At 64.7% G+C, this 13,621-nt stretch carries 17 protein-coding genes; 8 read left to right on the forward strand and 9 right to left on the reverse strand.

What is annotated here, in order from left to right:
* Positions 1-3: 3 nt before the first annotated feature.
* The 3 genes from moaB to ACGYLO_RS06655 are packed head-to-tail and all read right to left on the reverse strand — an operon-like array spanning position 4 to position 1,914.
* Positions 4-546, reverse strand: a complete 543-nt coding sequence (gene moaB / locus ACGYLO_RS06645) for a molybdenum cofactor biosynthesis protein B (RefSeq protein ID WP_271688206.1) — start codon at positions 544-546, stop codon at positions 4-6.
* Positions 543-1,157 carry a LysE family translocator gene (locus ACGYLO_RS06650; protein WP_067265585.1) on the reverse strand — a complete coding sequence of 205 codons (615 nt, stop codon included), beginning with the start codon at positions 1,155-1,157 and terminating at the stop codon, positions 543-545. Before ACGYLO_RS06650 ends, moaB begins: the two co-directional genes overlap by 4 nt.
* Entirely contained in the window at positions 1,150-1,914 is a 765-nt protein-coding gene (locus ACGYLO_RS06655; RefSeq protein WP_271688207.1) for a uracil-DNA glycosylase family protein, read from the reverse strand. The genes ACGYLO_RS06650 and ACGYLO_RS06655 overlap by 8 nt, the downstream gene beginning before the upstream one ends.
* A 109-nt stretch (positions 1,915-2,023) precedes the next feature.
* On the opposite strand from ACGYLO_RS06655, the gene ACGYLO_RS06660 reads away from it, so the two are divergent.
* The 4 genes from ACGYLO_RS06660 (at position 2,024) to plsY (ending at position 5,702) form a co-directional block, all read left to right on the forward strand.
* Complete coding sequence (locus ACGYLO_RS06660) at positions 2,024-2,971, forward strand: aspartate carbamoyltransferase catalytic subunit (RefSeq protein WP_067265620.1); 948 nt, start codon at positions 2,024-2,026, stop codon at positions 2,969-2,971.
* 56 nt (positions 2,972-3,027) lie between these two features.
* On the forward strand, positions 3,028-3,561 hold the full coding sequence (locus tag ACGYLO_RS06665; RefSeq protein WP_271688208.1) for a hypothetical protein: 534 nt from the start codon (positions 3,028-3,030) through the stop codon (positions 3,559-3,561).
* A gap of 252 nt (positions 3,562-3,813) precedes the next feature.
* Positions 3,814-5,094 carry a dihydroorotase gene (pyrC, locus tag ACGYLO_RS06670; RefSeq protein WP_394376368.1) on the forward strand — a complete coding sequence of 427 codons (1,281 nt, stop codon included), beginning with the start codon at positions 3,814-3,816 and terminating at the stop codon, positions 5,092-5,094.
* Positions 5,094-5,702: a glycerol-3-phosphate 1-O-acyltransferase PlsY gene (gene plsY / locus ACGYLO_RS06675; protein WP_271688210.1), complete on the forward strand. Its 609-nt coding sequence runs from the start codon at positions 5,094-5,096 to the stop codon at positions 5,700-5,702. Before pyrC ends, plsY begins: the two co-directional genes overlap by 1 nt.
* Positions 5,703-5,736: 34 nt before the next feature.
* Here the strand turns inward: plsY and ACGYLO_RS06680 are convergent, their stop codons facing one another.
* The 3 genes from ACGYLO_RS06680 to ACGYLO_RS06690 form a co-directional block, all read right to left on the reverse strand.
* Positions 5,737-7,107 (reverse strand): glutamate--cysteine ligase, encoded by a 1,371-nt coding sequence (locus ACGYLO_RS06680; protein WP_271688211.1) that lies wholly within the window; start codon positions 7,105-7,107, stop codon positions 5,737-5,739.
* A gap of 96 nt (positions 7,108-7,203) precedes the next feature.
* Positions 7,204-7,734: a hypothetical protein gene (locus tag ACGYLO_RS06685; RefSeq protein ID WP_271688212.1), complete on the reverse strand. Its 531-nt coding sequence runs from the start codon at positions 7,732-7,734 to the stop codon at positions 7,204-7,206.
* 16 nt (positions 7,735-7,750) lie between these two features.
* Positions 7,751-8,470, reverse strand: coding sequence for a 16S rRNA (uracil(1498)-N(3))-methyltransferase (locus ACGYLO_RS06690; RefSeq protein ID WP_271688213.1), 720 nt, complete (start codon positions 8,468-8,470; stop codon positions 7,751-7,753).
* A gap of 12 nt (positions 8,471-8,482) precedes the next feature.
* Between ACGYLO_RS06690 and ubiA the strand changes: the two genes are divergently transcribed.
* The 4 genes from ubiA to ACGYLO_RS06710 are packed head-to-tail and all read left to right on the forward strand — an operon-like array spanning position 8,483 to position 12,171.
* Entirely contained in the window at positions 8,483-9,457 is a 975-nt protein-coding gene (gene ubiA / locus ACGYLO_RS06695) for a 4-hydroxybenzoate octaprenyltransferase (RefSeq protein ID WP_271688214.1), read from the forward strand.
* Between the two features lie 59 nt (positions 9,458-9,516).
* Complete coding sequence (locus ACGYLO_RS06700; protein WP_271688215.1) at positions 9,517-11,442, forward strand: OmpA family protein; 1,926 nt, start codon at positions 9,517-9,519, stop codon at positions 11,440-11,442.
* Positions 11,429-11,752, forward strand: coding sequence for a hypothetical protein (locus tag ACGYLO_RS06705; RefSeq protein WP_007118939.1), 324 nt, complete (start codon positions 11,429-11,431; stop codon positions 11,750-11,752). The genes ACGYLO_RS06700 and ACGYLO_RS06705 overlap by 14 nt, the downstream gene beginning before the upstream one ends.
* 23 nt (positions 11,753-11,775) lie before the next feature.
* Positions 11,776-12,171 (forward strand): VOC family protein, encoded by a 396-nt coding sequence (locus ACGYLO_RS06710; RefSeq protein ID WP_271688217.1) that lies wholly within the window; start codon positions 11,776-11,778, stop codon positions 12,169-12,171.
* Between the two features lie 9 nt (positions 12,172-12,180).
* On the opposite strand, the gene ACGYLO_RS06715 is transcribed toward ACGYLO_RS06710, so the two are convergent.
* The 3 genes from ACGYLO_RS06715 to pgsA are packed head-to-tail and all read right to left on the reverse strand — an operon-like array spanning position 12,181 to position 13,538.
* The gene (locus tag ACGYLO_RS06715; RefSeq protein ID WP_271688218.1) at positions 12,181-12,624 is read right to left on the reverse strand and encodes a molybdenum cofactor biosynthesis protein MoaE; all 444 of its coding nucleotides are present in this window, start codon (positions 12,622-12,624) and stop codon (positions 12,181-12,183) included.
* Between the two features lie 3 nt (positions 12,625-12,627).
* Complete coding sequence (moaD, locus tag ACGYLO_RS06720; RefSeq protein WP_209218317.1) at positions 12,628-12,873, reverse strand: molybdopterin converting factor subunit 1; 246 nt, start codon at positions 12,871-12,873, stop codon at positions 12,628-12,630.
* The gene (gene pgsA, locus ACGYLO_RS06725; protein WP_271688220.1) at positions 12,873-13,538 is read right to left on the reverse strand and encodes a CDP-diacylglycerol--glycerol-3-phosphate 3-phosphatidyltransferase; all 666 of its coding nucleotides are present in this window, start codon (positions 13,536-13,538) and stop codon (positions 12,873-12,875) included. Before pgsA ends, moaD begins: the two co-directional genes overlap by 1 nt.
* Between the last annotated feature and the right edge of the window lie 83 nt (positions 13,539-13,621).

Raw genomic sequence — 13,621 nt, forward strand, 5'->3', positions numbered from 1 at the left:
GCGCTACTTGCGGCGCTGATGCTCGTCCAGCCGCGGCATGATCTCAACGAAGTTGCAGGGCATGTGGCGGTAGTCCAACTGTTTGAGCAAGATGCCATCCCATGCGTCTTTACATGCCCCCGGGCTGCCCGGCAGCGCAAATAGATATGTCCCCTGCGCCACGCCGCCCGTCGCACGGCTTTGCACCGCGCTGGTGCCGATCTTCTCCATTGAGATCATGGTGAAGACCGTGCCGAAGGCGTCAATCTCTTTCTCATAGACATCGCGGTGCGCCTCGACCGTCACGTCGCGCCCCGTGAGGCCAGTGCCGCCGGTGCTGATTACCACGTCAATCTCAGGGTCCGCGCACCAGTCGCGCAGAAGCGCCGCGATGGCGGGGCGGTCGTCGGTCACGATCTTGCGCGCGGCCAGCACATGGCCCGCCGCTTCGATCCGCGCGACCAACACGTCGCCCGACCGATCCTCGGCCAAGCTGCGGCTGTCCGAGACGGTCAGCACAGCAATTCTTACGGGGATGAACGCCCGGCTGTCGTCGATCCTGCTCATGTCCGCTCCATCATTGCCAAACGCGCGGCCAAAGCCACGAAAATACCGCTGCTGATCCAGCCCAGCAGCCGTCCGCCCCCGGCCAGTCGTCGCCCGATCCCGGCGGCAAAGACCCCCACCGCGCCGTTGATGACGAAACCGCCCAGTGCCAGCACCGCACCAAAGGTCAGGAACTGCGCCAAGACCGGCCCGGCCTCGGGCACCACGAATTGCGGCAAGAAGGCCAGCACGAAAAGAATCACCTTGGGGTTTGTCAGATTGACGGCGAAACCGGTGTTGAAAGCGCGCCAACCGCCCATGCCGGGCGTCGTATCGCGCGGCTTTCCAGCCTGCCGCAGCGTTTGCACCGCAAGCCAGAGCAGATAGGCCACGCCGAGCCAGCGGATCATGTCCAGCGCCCAAGGCAGCGCCGCGACGACCGCGCCCAGCCCCAACCCGGCCAAAGCCACATGCACCAGCACGCCCGCCGAAATCCCCGCGCTCGCCGCCAATGCAGCCCGCGGGCCCGAGCGCAGCCCCTGCCCAAGGCAGAACATCATATCCGCCCCCGGCGTGAGGTTCAGCGCCAAGGCGGCGGGCACGAAGGCCAGAAGGGTCAGCGCATCAACCATCGCGCAGCTTTGCCTGAACGCTGAGCAGATCGGCCCAAGCCTCGCGCTTGGCCTCGGGATTGCGCAGCAGGTAGCCGGGATGCACCATCGGCATGCAAGAAAGATCAGCGGCCTTGGTCCAATTGCCGCGCAGGCGCATGATGCTGCGTTTCTCCAAAAGCGATTGGCAAGACCAATTGCCAAAGAGCACCAGCACCTTGGGCTTGGCCAATTCGATATGACGCTGCACAAAGGGGCGCATCATCGCGATCTCATCTGGCTTCGGGTCGCGCCCCTGCGGCGTGCGCCACGGCAAGATGTTCGACAGATAGACATTGCGGTCCCGCCCCATGTCGATCGCCGCCAGCATCCGATCGAGCATCTGACCCGCCCGCCCCACGAAGGGCTTGCCCGCGCGGTCTTCGTCCCGGTCGGGGGATTCGCCCAAGATCATCAATGGCGCGCCGGGCACCCCATCGGCGAAAACCAGATTGCGCGCGCCCTTGTGCAGCTCGCAATGCTCGAACCCTTGGATCGCGGCGCGCAGCTCTTCCAATGTCTGCGCGGACTGCGCGGCGCGGCGGGCCAGTGCCACCGGGTCGGGTTGCTCAGAGGCTTGCAGGGGCTGCGGCCCTTTGGCCAGCTTGGCGCTGGCCTTGGGCGGGCTTGCGGGCACTTCATAGCGGTTGACCGGCGCGTCGCAGATCGCCTCGGTCGCGCCAAGCTCGACCTGCCACGCCAGCATCTCTGCCGCCTGATGATAATCGAATGATTCCATGACCCGCAGCTTACGCCCTGAGGACGGGGGGCGAAATGCCCTATCGCCGCGCTTTACGCGCCAAGCCCCCCGCGCCTATAAGGCGGCAACAGCAGAAGGGATCGCCACCATGTCATTCGCCCATCGCCACCTGCTTGGCATCGAGCAGCTCTCGCAATCCGACATTACCACCCTTCTGGACTTGGCCGACACCTATGCCGACCGGAACCGCCAGCCGAACAAACATTCCGACGCGCTGCGCGGGCTGACCCAGATCAACATGTTCTTTGAGAACTCCACCCGCACGCAGGCGAGTTTCGAGATCGCGGGCAAACGCCTTGGCGCGGATGTGATGAATATGGCGATGCAGGCCAGTTCGATCAAAAAGGGTGAGACGCTGATCGACACGGCGATGACGCTGAATGCCATGCACCCCGATCTGCTGGTCGTGCGCCACCCGCAATCGGGCGCGGTGGACCTGCTGGCCCAAAAGGTGAACTGCGCCGTGCTGAACGCGGGCGACGGGCGGCACGAGCACCCCACGCAGGCGCTCTTGGACGCACTGACGATCCGCCGCGCCAAGGGGCGGCTGCACCGGCTCAGCATCGCGATCTGCGGTGACATCGCTCACAGCCGCGTGGCACGGTCGAACATCCTGCTTTTGGGCAAGATGGAAAACCGCATCCGCCTTGTCGGCCCGCCGACCCTAATGCCCAGCCAGATCGACCAGTTTGGGGTCGAGGTCTTCGACGACATGAAAAAGGGCCTCGAAGGTGTCGACGTGGTGATGATGCTGCGACTTCAGAAAGAGCGGATGGATGGCGGCTTTATCCCGTCGGAGCGCGAGTATTACCACCGCTACGGGCTCGACGCCGAAAAGCTGGCCCATGCCAGCCCCGACGCCATCGTCATGCACCCCGGCCCGATGAACCGCGGGGTCGAGATCGACGGCACCTTGGCCGACGACATCAACCGTTCCGTCATTCAAGACCAGGTCGAGATGGGCGTCGCCGTGCGCATGGCCGCGATGGACCTGCTGGCGCGCAACCACATCGCCGCCCAACCCGGCGCGGCCTGACCGGAACCCCGACGGGCCAAGCGGCGTTTTCCTGAGAACAGTCAAAGGAAGCCGTCATGCCCCATACAGAAGTCGCCCCCCAAGAAGCTGGCAAGGTCCGCGTCTATGCCCTCTCGCTCTCGGATGCCGAGGCGCGGGCGATGCGCGATGATGAGACCGCACAGGCCGCGGCCCTCGGGGTCGATCGGATCGACGCGGCCTATACGGAGGTCTTCCGGGTGGCTGACCTCGATCAACTGGGGCTTGCGGGCTATCTGCGCGACGGCAATGGCGTGAACCCCGACCAGATTGAGACGGACCGCAGCAAGCTTGCCGCGCTCGACGGTTGGGTAATGATCGTCTACTCCCGCGCCTTCGCCGGGCAGTCGCTGCAACTGGCTCCGATCCCGGCGCTGACCCATATCGGCACCTATACCGAAGGCGGCCCCGACACACCGGTGCAGGCGATGGAGGCCGAAGCCGCCCAGCCCTATACCGGCATCCCCCGCGTCGCCCCGTCCGAGCCCGCCAAGGGCGGCGGCGGCAAGACCATGGTGATCGTCGCAGTGGCCGTGCTGATCCTGCTCATCATCTGGTGGCTGCTGGCCTAAGCGCGAAAACCGCTGGCGCCCTTGGGGCCAGCGGGCTACATCTGGCCTATGCAAGAACCTGAACACGATCCGAAAATGTCTGGCCGTATCGCCATGGTCGCCCTTTTGGTGGCCTTTGGTGTGGTCGGGCTGATGATTTGGATTGGCGGCTAGCGGCGCGCGCGCCACGCCCGCGCCCAAAAGACCGCTTGGTTTGGGGGGCAATTTGGGGCATGACAGCGGCGCATCCGCTATCGCACCAAAGGCCCGCCCATGACTCAGTTCCTCACCAATCTGCGCCTTCTCGACCCTCAGGCTGGCACGCTTGAGCCTGCTGCGGTTCTGGTCCGCAACAAGGTGATTGCCGAGGTGCTGGCCGATGGGGCCACAGCGCCCGAGGGCGCGGAACTGGTCGATTGCGGCGGCCATATTCTCGCCCCCGGTATCGTCGACATCGGCGTCAAAGTTTGCGAACCGGGCGAGCGGCACAAGGAAAGCTACCGCTCCGCGGGCCTTGCCGCGGCGGCGGGCGGGGTGACCACCATGGTCACGCGCCCCGACACCGATCCGGCCATCGACAGCCCCGAGACGCTCGAATTCGTCACCCGCCGCGCCAATGAGGCGGCACCGGTGAACGTCGTGCCCATGGCCGCGCTGACCAAGGGCCGCGAGGGGCGCGAGATGACCGAGATCGGCTTTCTGATGGACGCAGGTGCCGCTGCCTTTACCGATTGCGACCGCGTGGTGACGGATACCAAGGTCTTCTCCCGCGCGCTCACTTATGCCCGCAGCCTCGGCGCGCTGGTCATCGCCCACCCGCAGGATCCGGGGCTGAGCAAGGGGGCAACCGTCACCTCTGGCAAATTCGCCTCATTGCGCGGCTTGCCTGCCGTCTCGCCCATGGCCGAGCGGATGGGGTTGGACCGCGATATCGCCCTCATTGAGATGACCGGCGCGCGCTACCACGCCGACCAGATCACCACCGCCCGTGCCCTGCCCGCGCTGGAACGCGCCAAGCGCAACGGGCTCGACATCACCGCTGGTGTCGGCATTCACCACCTGACGCTGAACGCGCTCGACGTGGCCGACTACCGCACCTTCTTCAAAGTAAAGCCGCCGCTGCGCGATGAGGAAGACCGCCTTGCCGTGGTCGAAGCCGTGGCCAGCGGTCTGATCGACATCATCTGCTCCATGCACACCCCGCAGGACGAAGAAAGCAAACGCCTGCCCTTCGAGGAGGCCGCCAGCGGCGCGGTAGGGCTGGAGACGCTGCTGCCCGCCGCGATGCGTCTGGTCCATGCCGAGATGATGGACCTGCCCACGCTCTGGCGCGCGCTGTCGCTGAACCCGGCCAAACGCCTCGGCCTGCCTGGCGGGCGGATTGCCGTGGGGGCGCCTGCGGATATGGTGCTGTTCAACCCCGACGCGCCCTTCGTGCTGGACCGCGCGACGCTGCGGTCGAAATCCCGCAACACGCCCTTTGACGGGATGCGGATGCAGGGTAAGGTCGTGGCAACTTATGTAGCAGGTTCCTGCGTTTACGAGGCGAATTGATGCCCCCAATCGAGACTTCCGTTGAATTGATCCTTTTCTGGGCGCTGGCAGGCTATGTCATCGGCTCTATCGCCTTTGGCATGTTGCTGGCGCGGCTGATGGGGCTGGGCAACCTGCGCGATATCGGATCGGGCAACATCGGCGCGACTAACGTGCTGCGCACCGGCAACAAAAAAGCGGCGGCGCTGACGCTGGTGCTGGACGGGGCCAAAGGGGCCGTGGCCGTTTTGCTGGCCCGTGCCTTTGCGGGCGAAGATGCGGCGCAGGCGGCGGCGCTTGGTGCGATGATCGGCCATTGCTACCCGGTCTGGCTGGGCTTTCGCGGCGGCAAGGGTGTGGCGACCTTTCTGGGCCTCATGCTGGCGCTGGCTTGGCCTGTCGGGCTGGCCTGCTGTGTGGTCTGGCTGGCGACGGCGGCACTCTCGCGCATCTCGTCGCTGTCCGCACTGGCGGCGGCGGCAAGCTCGACCTTTTTGCTGATTTTCCTCGGCTACGGGGAAATGCTGCTGTTGGGCATCGCCCTGACTTTGCTGATCTTTTGGCGGCACCGCGACAATATTCGCCGGATCCGCGCAGGCACGGAATCGCGCATCGGCCAGAAAGGCTGACACCGCTCGAGGGCGGCATCAGCCCCTTTCCCGTTCAGTAGGAATATTCCGCGTAGATACGGCTCAGATCGCCGTTCCATGGGCCGTGGTAATCCGCCAGCAGATCGTCGGCAGGCACGCGGCCCGTCTCGATGCTGTCGCGCAGGGCGTTGAGGAAATGCGTCTCATCCGGCACCAGCCCACCGGCGCCGGGACGGGCGCGGGCTTTCAGCCCCGCCTCTGACAGGGCCACGGCCTCGCGCGCCAGATCATGCATCTTAAGCCCGCCCACCTCGGCCTGAAGGCCGTGGGTGGAGGCGGCGATGCGCAATTCTTCCCGTGTCTCGGCATCCCAGCCTTTGACCAAATCCCATGCCCCATCCAAGGCGCTTTGGTCATACATCAACCCGACCCAGAAGGCCGGCAGGGCACAGAGCCGCCGCCACGGGCCGCCATCAGCGCCGCGCATCTCGATAAACTTCTTGACCCGCGCTTCGGGGAAGAGCGTGGTGAGGTGATCGGCCCAATCGCTCAGCGTCGGCTTCTCGCCGGGCAGAGCGGGCAACTCGCCTTTCAAAAAGTCGCGGAAGGATTGGCCGAGCGCGTCGATATACTTGCCGTCGCGGTAGACGAAATACATCGGCACATCGAGCGCGTATTGCACCCAAGCCTCAAAGCCGAAGCCCTCATCGAAAACGAAGGGGATCATGCCCGTACGCGCGTCATCCAGATGCCGCCAGACCAGACCGCGGGTGGATTTCACGCCGTTGGGCTTGCCGTCAAGGAAGGGCGAATTGGCGAAAAGCGCATTGGCGATGGGCTGCATCGCCACGGCGACGCGCATCTTCTGCACCATGTCGGCCTCGCTCGCGAAGTCGAGGTTGACCTGAACGGTACAGGTGCGGCGCATCATGGTGGTGCCCATGGTGCCGACCTTTTGCATATAGCCGTCCATCAGCTTGTAACGGCCCTTGGGCATCAGATCCATCTGCTCATGCGACCACTCGGGCGCGGCCCCCAGACCGATGAAACCGACGCCGATCTCATCCGCCACGTCTTTCACCTCGCGCAGGTGGGTGTTCACCTCATCGCAGGTCTCGTGAATGGTCTCGACAGGGGCGCCCGAGAGTTCCAACTGGCCGCCCGGCTCAAGGCTGATGTTGGCCCCGTCTTTCTCAAGCCCGATCAGCTTGCCACCCTCTTCGACAGGGGACCAATTGTGGCGGTCGCGCAGCCCTTCCAGCATCACCCGGATCGAGCGTTCCCCCTCATAGGGGAGCGGTTTGAGCGTGTCCTTGCAATAGCCGAACTTCTCATGCTCGGTGCCGATGCGCCACTGCTCGCGGGGCTTGCAGCCATCCGCCAGATACTGCGCCATTTGGTCGTGATGTTCGATCGGGCCGCCGCCGGATTGAGGAATGGACATATGCGAGGGCTCCGTTTTGAAGGGTCGTCTTGAGTGTCTTCTAAGTTGTCGACGTGGCGTCGCGTCTAGCAGGGATGGGCGGATTTGCCGGGGCTGTCAATGCAGCAAGACATGCGCCGGGCGCAGCGGCGCGCGCTCCCAGATCACAACGGCGTCATGGCGGGTCTTGCGTAGCTCAAAGAGCATCCTCTCGGTGCGCAGGCCCGGCAGGGCGGCGAAAGCGTCAAACAGCGCCTCGGATCCTGCGGCGTTCACCGGGATCAACAGGGGCGTCTCATCATCGCGCGGCTCAAGCCGCCAATGGGCTGGAAACATCTGCCGGTCGAGGCTCAGCCGCTGCAACTCGCGCAGGGCGACCGTGCCGCCGGTCAGCGGGCCAAAGTAGGTGATCTGCCCTTCGACGACCTGCACCGCGCCCGCACCATCGCCCTGCCCGCGAAAACGCGCGCGTTGCACGCCAAGCCAGATCAGCGCGGCACCGCCCGCCAGCGCCGCATAGCCCGGTACCGCCAGCAAGAAACCCGGCCCCGCGACCAGCCAGAGACCGAGGGCCATCAGCCCGCCGCCGACGATCGCCTCGCGCCAGCGCCAAAGCTGATCGCGAGCGCCTTGGCGCAGGAAACTCATCGGGCCACCCTTTGCATCACCAATCTCCCAAAGCCTGCTGCCACATGGTCATCGCCGCCACGGCCGCCGTATCGGCCCGCAGGATGCGCGGGCCGAGCGTGACCGCATGGGCGTGATCGAAACCATGCAGCCGTTTGCGCTCGCTCTCGGAAAAGCCGCCCTCGGGGCCGATCAGGATGGCCCATGGCCCCTGCGCATCCGGCGGCAGTGCGCCGCTTTCCCCGGCCAAAGCCTCATCGCAGAACATGATCTGACGGCTGCTGTCCCACTGATCCAGCAACCGCCCCAGCTTCTCAGCCTCGGCCACTTCCGGCACATAGGTGCCGCCGCATTGCTCTGCCGCCTCAACCGCATGGGCCTGTAGGCGCGGCTGCTGCACGCGGCCTGCATTGGTAAATTCGGTCATCACCGGCACGATCCGCGCGGCCCCCATCTCTGCCGCTTTTTCGACGATGAAGTCGGTGCGGGTCTTTTTGATCGGGGCAAAGAGCAGCCACAGGTCCGGCGGCATTTGCAACGGCCGGGTCTGTTCGACACAGGTCAGCACCCCGCCGCGCTTGCCCGCCTCGGCGACCTCGGCCAGCCATTCGCCATCGCGCCCGTTGAACAAAAGCACCCCGGCCCCGACCGTGAGCCGCATCACCCCAAAGAGGTAATGCGCCTGCTCGCGCGCCAAAGGAACCGTTTGCCCCTGCCCCAAGGGCTGATCTACATACAATCTGATTTTCGCGTTCATAGGGCCAGATATATGCACAACCAGCCGCCTTCGCCAGATGCTACGCCCGATGCGCCTGTTGCCGATGCGGTGGCCGACAATTGGGTCGACCGTCACGCCCCGGCGGGGCTGCGCCCCTACCTGCGGCTGAGCCGCGCGGATCGGCCCATCGGCACATGGCTGTTGCTGCTGCCCTGCTGGTGGGGGCTGAGCCTTGCGATCCTCTTCGACCAGTCGCCGCGGTGGGAGGATCTGTGGATCTTCGCGGGCTGCGGCATCGGCGCTTTCCTGATGCGCGGCGCAGGCTGCACATGGAACGACATCACCGACCGGCATATCGACGGCAAGGTCGCCCGCACTCGGCTGCGGCCCATCCCCTCGGGTGCGGTCTCGGTGAAACAGGCGCTGGCGTGGATGGTGGGGCAGATGCTGCTGGCACTGCTGATCCTGCTGTCCTTCAACCAAGCGGCCATCGCCATGGGCGTGCTGGCGCTCTTGCCGGTGGCGGTCTACCCCTTTGCCAAACGTTTCACTTGGTGGCCGCAGGTCTTTCTGGGCCTCGCCTTTAACTGGGGCGCCATGCTGGCTTGGACGGCCCATGCGGGCACGCTGCATGCGCCTGCCGTGGTGCTCTACCTCGCGGGCATCGCTTGGACGCTGTTTTATGACACGATCTATGCCCATCAGGATGCTGAGGATGACGCGCTGATCGGCGTGAAATCCACCGCCCGGCTTTTTGGTGAGAATTCCGGCAAATGGCTGCGGCGCTTCCTGATGGCCACGGTGGGGCTGATGGGCATTGCCGTGATCTATGCCGGGCTGCCCCAAGCCTCGGTGCTGGCGCTGGCGCTGGCCCTTGGCGGGCCTTGGGCGATGGGATGGCATATGGCATGGCAGCTGCGCGGGCTGGATACCAAGGACAATGCCAAGCTATTGCAGCTCTTCCGGGCCAACCGCGATACCGGCATGATCCCGCTGTTGTTTTTCGCGGCAAGCCTGCTGGCCTGATTGCACCCCCGGCAGGACGCGCGTATCAAGTCGCAAGCTTAACAATCAGAAGTCCGCCCATGCGCCTCTCCGCCATTTTCACGATCGCCCTGACCTTTGCAGCCGCAGCGGTGGTCTCTCTGGTGGCGGCGAGCTTTTCGGTACAACTGATCGAAGACACCTCGGAAATCGGCGTGCGTGACGCGCTGGACGCGCAGGGCATGACATGGGCCGAAGTGCAGGCCGATGGCTTGCAGGTCACCCTCGCCGGGATCGCGCCGACCGAGGCCGTGCGCTTTCGCGCCCTGTCGACCGCAGGCACCGTGGTCGACGCCGCCCGCGTCATCGACGAGATGGAGGTCGAGGCCCAATCCGGCATCGCCCCGCCCCGTTTCTCTGCCGAGGTGCTGCGCAATGACGCGGGCATCTCGATCATCGGCCTGATCCCCACCAGCACCGACCGCGAGGCGGTGATCGACGCCTTTGGCGACATGGCAGGCGACGCCTCGGTCACCGACCTTCTGGAATCCGCGGATTATCCCGCGCCCGAAGGCTGGGAAGACGCGCTGAGCTTTGCCGTGCAGGCGATGGCCGACCTGCCCCGGGCCAAAGCCTCGGTTGATGCGGGGCGGGTGACCATCACCGCCATCGCCGACAGCGCCGCCGCCAAGGCGCAGATGGAACGTAAACTGCAACGCGCCGCCCCGCCCAGCCTGCGGCTGCGGCTGGACATCGCGGCCCCGCGCCCGGTGATCACCCCCTTTACCTTGCGGTTTGAGATCGACGCGGAAGGCGCGCGTTTCGATGCCTGCTCTGCCGATACGGAAGCCGCCGCCGACCGTATCTTGAAAGCGGGCATCACCGCCGGCGCGCCTGAGAATGCCGATTGCACCATCGGTCTGGGCGTGCCCAGCCCGAACTGGGGCCGCGCCGTGGCGCTGACCATCGACGCGCTGCGCCGCGTAGGCCAAGGCAGCATTTCCTTCGCCGATGCGGACATCACCCTGCTGGCCGCGCCGGGCACCGAGGCCACCACATTCGACCGCGTCGTGGGGGAGTTGGAAAACGCCCTTCCGGATGTTTTCGCCCTAACCGCGAAACTGCCGAAAGTCGAAGACCCCGATGCAGGCCCGCCCGAGTTTACCGCGACCCTCTCGCCCGAGGGGCAGGTGCAACTGCGCGGGCGGCTCTCGACCGAGGGGCTGCGCGATCTGGCCGACAGCTACGCGAAATCGCATTTCGGCTCGGACAACGTCTATACCGCCGCGCGGCTGGACGAGACCCTGCCGGGCGATTGGGCCACCCGCGTCCTGACCGGGCTTGAGGCCATGGCCTCCCTCGCCAATGGCTCTGTCAAAGTCACGCCTGACCGGCTTGAGGTGATGGGCAATACCGGCAACAAGGAGGCCAACACCACCGTCGCCTCGCTCTTGGCCGACAAGCTGGGCGAAGGGGCGGATTACAGCATCGACATCACCTATCAAGAAAAGCTCGACCCGATCGCGGGCCTGCCGACACCGGAAGAATGCGAAGCCGAAATTCGCGAAATCCTGAAAATCGGCAAGATCACCTTTGAGCCGGGCAGCGCCACGATTGACGCCTCCGCGCTTGGGACGATGGACGATATCGCCGAGGTGCTGAAAAACTGCGGCGACATCCGGCTGGAGATTCAGGGCTACACCGACAGTCAGGGCCGCGAATCGATGAACCTGTCGCTGTCGCAAAGCCGCGCGGAATCGGTGCTGAACGAATTGCGCGCGCGCCGGGTGCTGACTTCCTCCTTCGTGGCCAAGGGCTATGGCGAGGAAAACCCCATCGCAGACAACAAGACCGAAGAGGGCCGCGAAGCCAACCGCCGCATCGAATTCCGCCTGATCCAGCCCGAGGCCGAGACCCCCGAGGACGAAACAGCGCTGGAATCTGCTGAAGAAACGGGCGATACCACGGCAGAAGAGATCGGGGAATCCGACGAAACCGAAGAAGGCAGCGGTGATGAGCAGAACTGAGTTTGTCCTGGCAACAGCCATCATTCTTTTCGTGGCCTTCTGCATGGGATGGTTCGCCAATTGGCTGCTGAACCGCTTTACCCGCGTGGCCGCCGATGACGTGGCCCAGCTGGACCGGATGAGCCAAGAGCTGCACGAGGCCGAGGAAACCCGTGATCAGGCGATCACCTATCTGCAACAGCGCGAGGCCGAGTTGACCAACCAACTGGCCCAGACCGAGGCCGAGCTGCGCGCCGCGATGGACGGGCTGCGCGACGCCCGCCATGAGGCCGAAGAGATGCGCGCCTATATCGAACGTCAGAAAGCCTAACCCCAGACCTTCGGAGCCCTGCCATGGCCAATCTCGCCCACTCCATGATCCGTGTCTTTGATGAGGCGGCATCGGTGAAATTCTACGAAGACGTGTTCGGGCTGAAAATCGCGGACCGTCTGGATTTCGACAGTTTCACCCTGATCTACCTGCGCGACGCCACGGGCGCATTCGAGCTGGAATTGACCGTCAACAAGGACCGCGAGACCGCTTACGATCTGGGCGACGGCTATGGCCATCTGGCCTTCGTGGTCGACGACCTCGAAGCGGCGCGCGAGACCGCGATCAAGGGCGGTGCTACCCCACGCGAGATCGTTGACTTCCGCCCCGCCGGAGAGACCGTGGCGAAGTTCTTTTTCGTGGCAGACCCCGATGGCTACCAGATCGAAGTCATCGAAAAAGGCGGGCGTTTCGCCTGAGCCGAAGGCTCACCAACGCTTCAACGCCGCCTCGTCTTCGTCTTTCGCGGCGACCCAAGTGTCCCCCTCTGCCGTGATCTCGCGCTTCCAAAAGGGCGCACGGGATTTGAGGTAATCCATCAGGAACTCCGCCGCCTCAAACGCATGCCGGCGGTGCCGCGCGGCGGTGGCGACCATCATGATCTGCTCCCCCGGCACCAGACGCCCATAGCGGTGGATCACCAGCGCATCCTGCAGATCGAACCGTGCCATCGCCTGCTCGGCAATCTCGCGCAGGGCCTTTTCGGTCATCCCGGGGTAATGCTCGATTTCCATCGCGCTCAACGTGCCCGCATCATTGTCGCGCACCACGCCTGTAAAGGTCACGATCGCGCCGCTGCTCCCCTCGCCCTTGGCAAAGCGCGCGGCTTCCTCACCCAGATCAAAGGGCGCTTCCTGCACCAAAACGCGCATCGCTCAGCCCCCGGTCATCGGGGGGAAGAAGGCCACCTCGCGCGCGCCTTGCAGCGGGGCGTCGAAATCGGTCAGTTCCTGATCCACGGCAACCCGCAGCGCGGAAAGGTCGGAAAAGGCCACTTCGTAGCGCTCCTCCCGACCCCGCAATTCTTCGACCAATTCGGCCACCGTGGCAGCTTGGCTCTCGACCCGTTCACGGGGCAAGCCGATGCGTTCGCGGACCCATGCGAAATACAAAACATCCATTAGCGTGGCTCCTTCAGATGCGGCTGCGCCTTGCGCAGATAGTCAAAGCCGGTGATGGCGGTCAGCACGGCGGCGACCCACAAAAGCGCCAGCCCCAGCAGCCCGGCCCATTCCATCCCGGCGAGTTTCCAGCCCAGCCCGAGATGATCTTCGACCTCGCCATCAAGGATCGCTTCGATCATCTGCTGGTCCATCCCGAAAACGCTCATCCCGAGGTAATGCTCGAACACGCCTTGCGAAAACAGCACGGCGATGGCGATCATCTGCAATGTCGTCTTCCACTTGGCCAGTTGAGTCACCTTCAACGTGCCGGCGACATCGCCCAGATACTCCCGCAGGCCCGAGACAAAGACCTCGCGAAACAAGATCAGCGTGGCGGGCAACACCAACCACGGCGACCAGCTTGAGAAGGCGACGATCACCATCAGCGCGATCACCACCATCGCCTTGTCGGCAATCGGGTCGAGCATGGCGCCGAGTTTGGTTTCCTGCGCCCAAGCGCGGGCAAGGTAGCCATCAAACCAATCCGTCACCGCCGCCCCGACAAAGAGCAGCAGGGCGAACCAATCGGCATAGGGGCGCGTAAAATAGAGAAACATGACCGCCACACCGGGGGCCGCGACCAGCCTGAGCAGTGTCAGGATATTGGGCAAATTCCATTTCATGACGTTATCCTATCTTGCGCCGTTCGTGGCTGAAAGGACGAAACCGCCCCGCCTGCGAGCCGTCGCCACCACGGGGCCGCCCC

The organism is Sulfitobacter sp. 1A13353 (genome assembly GCF_043557255.1).
Classification (GTDB): domain Bacteria; phylum Pseudomonadota; class Alphaproteobacteria; order Rhodobacterales; family Rhodobacteraceae; genus Sulfitobacter; species Sulfitobacter faviae.

Bases quoted from the DNA above. Each gene is read 5' to 3' on its own strand.
- ubiA (WP_271688214.1), top strand. From the start codon at position 8,483: ATGCACAACCAGCCGCCTTCGCCAGATGCTACGCCCGATGCGCCTGTT.
- pyrC (WP_394376368.1), top strand. From the start codon at position 3,814: ATGACTCAGTTCCTCACCAATCTGCGCCTTCTCGACCCTCAGGCTGGC.
- ACGYLO_RS06655 (WP_271688207.1), bottom strand. From the start codon at position 1,914: ATGGAATCATTCGATTATCATCAGGCGGCAGAGATGCTGGCGTGGCAG.
- ACGYLO_RS06660 (WP_067265620.1), top strand. From the start codon at position 2,024: ATGTCATTCGCCCATCGCCACCTGCTTGGCATCGAGCAGCTCTCGCAA.
- plsY (WP_271688210.1), top strand. From the start codon at position 5,094: ATGCCCCCAATCGAGACTTCCGTTGAATTGATCCTTTTCTGGGCGCTG.
- moaB (WP_271688206.1), bottom strand. From the start codon at position 546: ATGAGCAGGATCGACGACAGCCGGGCGTTCATCCCCGTAAGAATTGCT.
- ACGYLO_RS06710 (WP_271688217.1), top strand. From the start codon at position 11,776: ATGGCCAATCTCGCCCACTCCATGATCCGTGTCTTTGATGAGGCGGCA.
- ACGYLO_RS06650 (WP_067265585.1), bottom strand. From the start codon at position 1,157: ATGGTTGATGCGCTGACCCTTCTGGCCTTCGTGCCCGCCGCCTTGGCG.
- ACGYLO_RS06685 (WP_271688212.1), bottom strand. From the start codon at position 7,734: ATGAGTTTCCTGCGCCAAGGCGCTCGCGATCAGCTTTGGCGCTGGCGC.
- ACGYLO_RS06700 (WP_271688215.1), top strand. From the start codon at position 9,517: ATGCGCCTCTCCGCCATTTTCACGATCGCCCTGACCTTTGCAGCCGCA.
- ACGYLO_RS06715 (WP_271688218.1), bottom strand. From the start codon at position 12,624: ATGCGCGTTTTGGTGCAGGAAGCGCCCTTTGATCTGGGTGAGGAAGCC.
- ACGYLO_RS06690 (WP_271688213.1), bottom strand. From the start codon at position 8,470: ATGAACGCGAAAATCAGATTGTATGTAGATCAGCCCTTGGGGCAGGGG.
- pgsA (WP_271688220.1), bottom strand. From the start codon at position 13,538: ATGAAATGGAATTTGCCCAATATCCTGACACTGCTCAGGCTGGTCGCG.
- moaD (WP_209218317.1), bottom strand. From the start codon at position 12,873: ATGGATGTTTTGTATTTCGCATGGGTCCGCGAACGCATCGGCTTGCCC.
- ACGYLO_RS06680 (WP_271688211.1), bottom strand. From the start codon at position 7,107: ATGTCCATTCCTCAATCCGGCGGCGGCCCGATCGAACATCACGACCAA.
- ACGYLO_RS06665 (WP_271688208.1), top strand. From the start codon at position 3,028: ATGCCCCATACAGAAGTCGCCCCCCAAGAAGCTGGCAAGGTCCGCGTC.
- ACGYLO_RS06705 (WP_007118939.1), top strand. From the start codon at position 11,429: ATGAGCAGAACTGAGTTTGTCCTGGCAACAGCCATCATTCTTTTCGTG.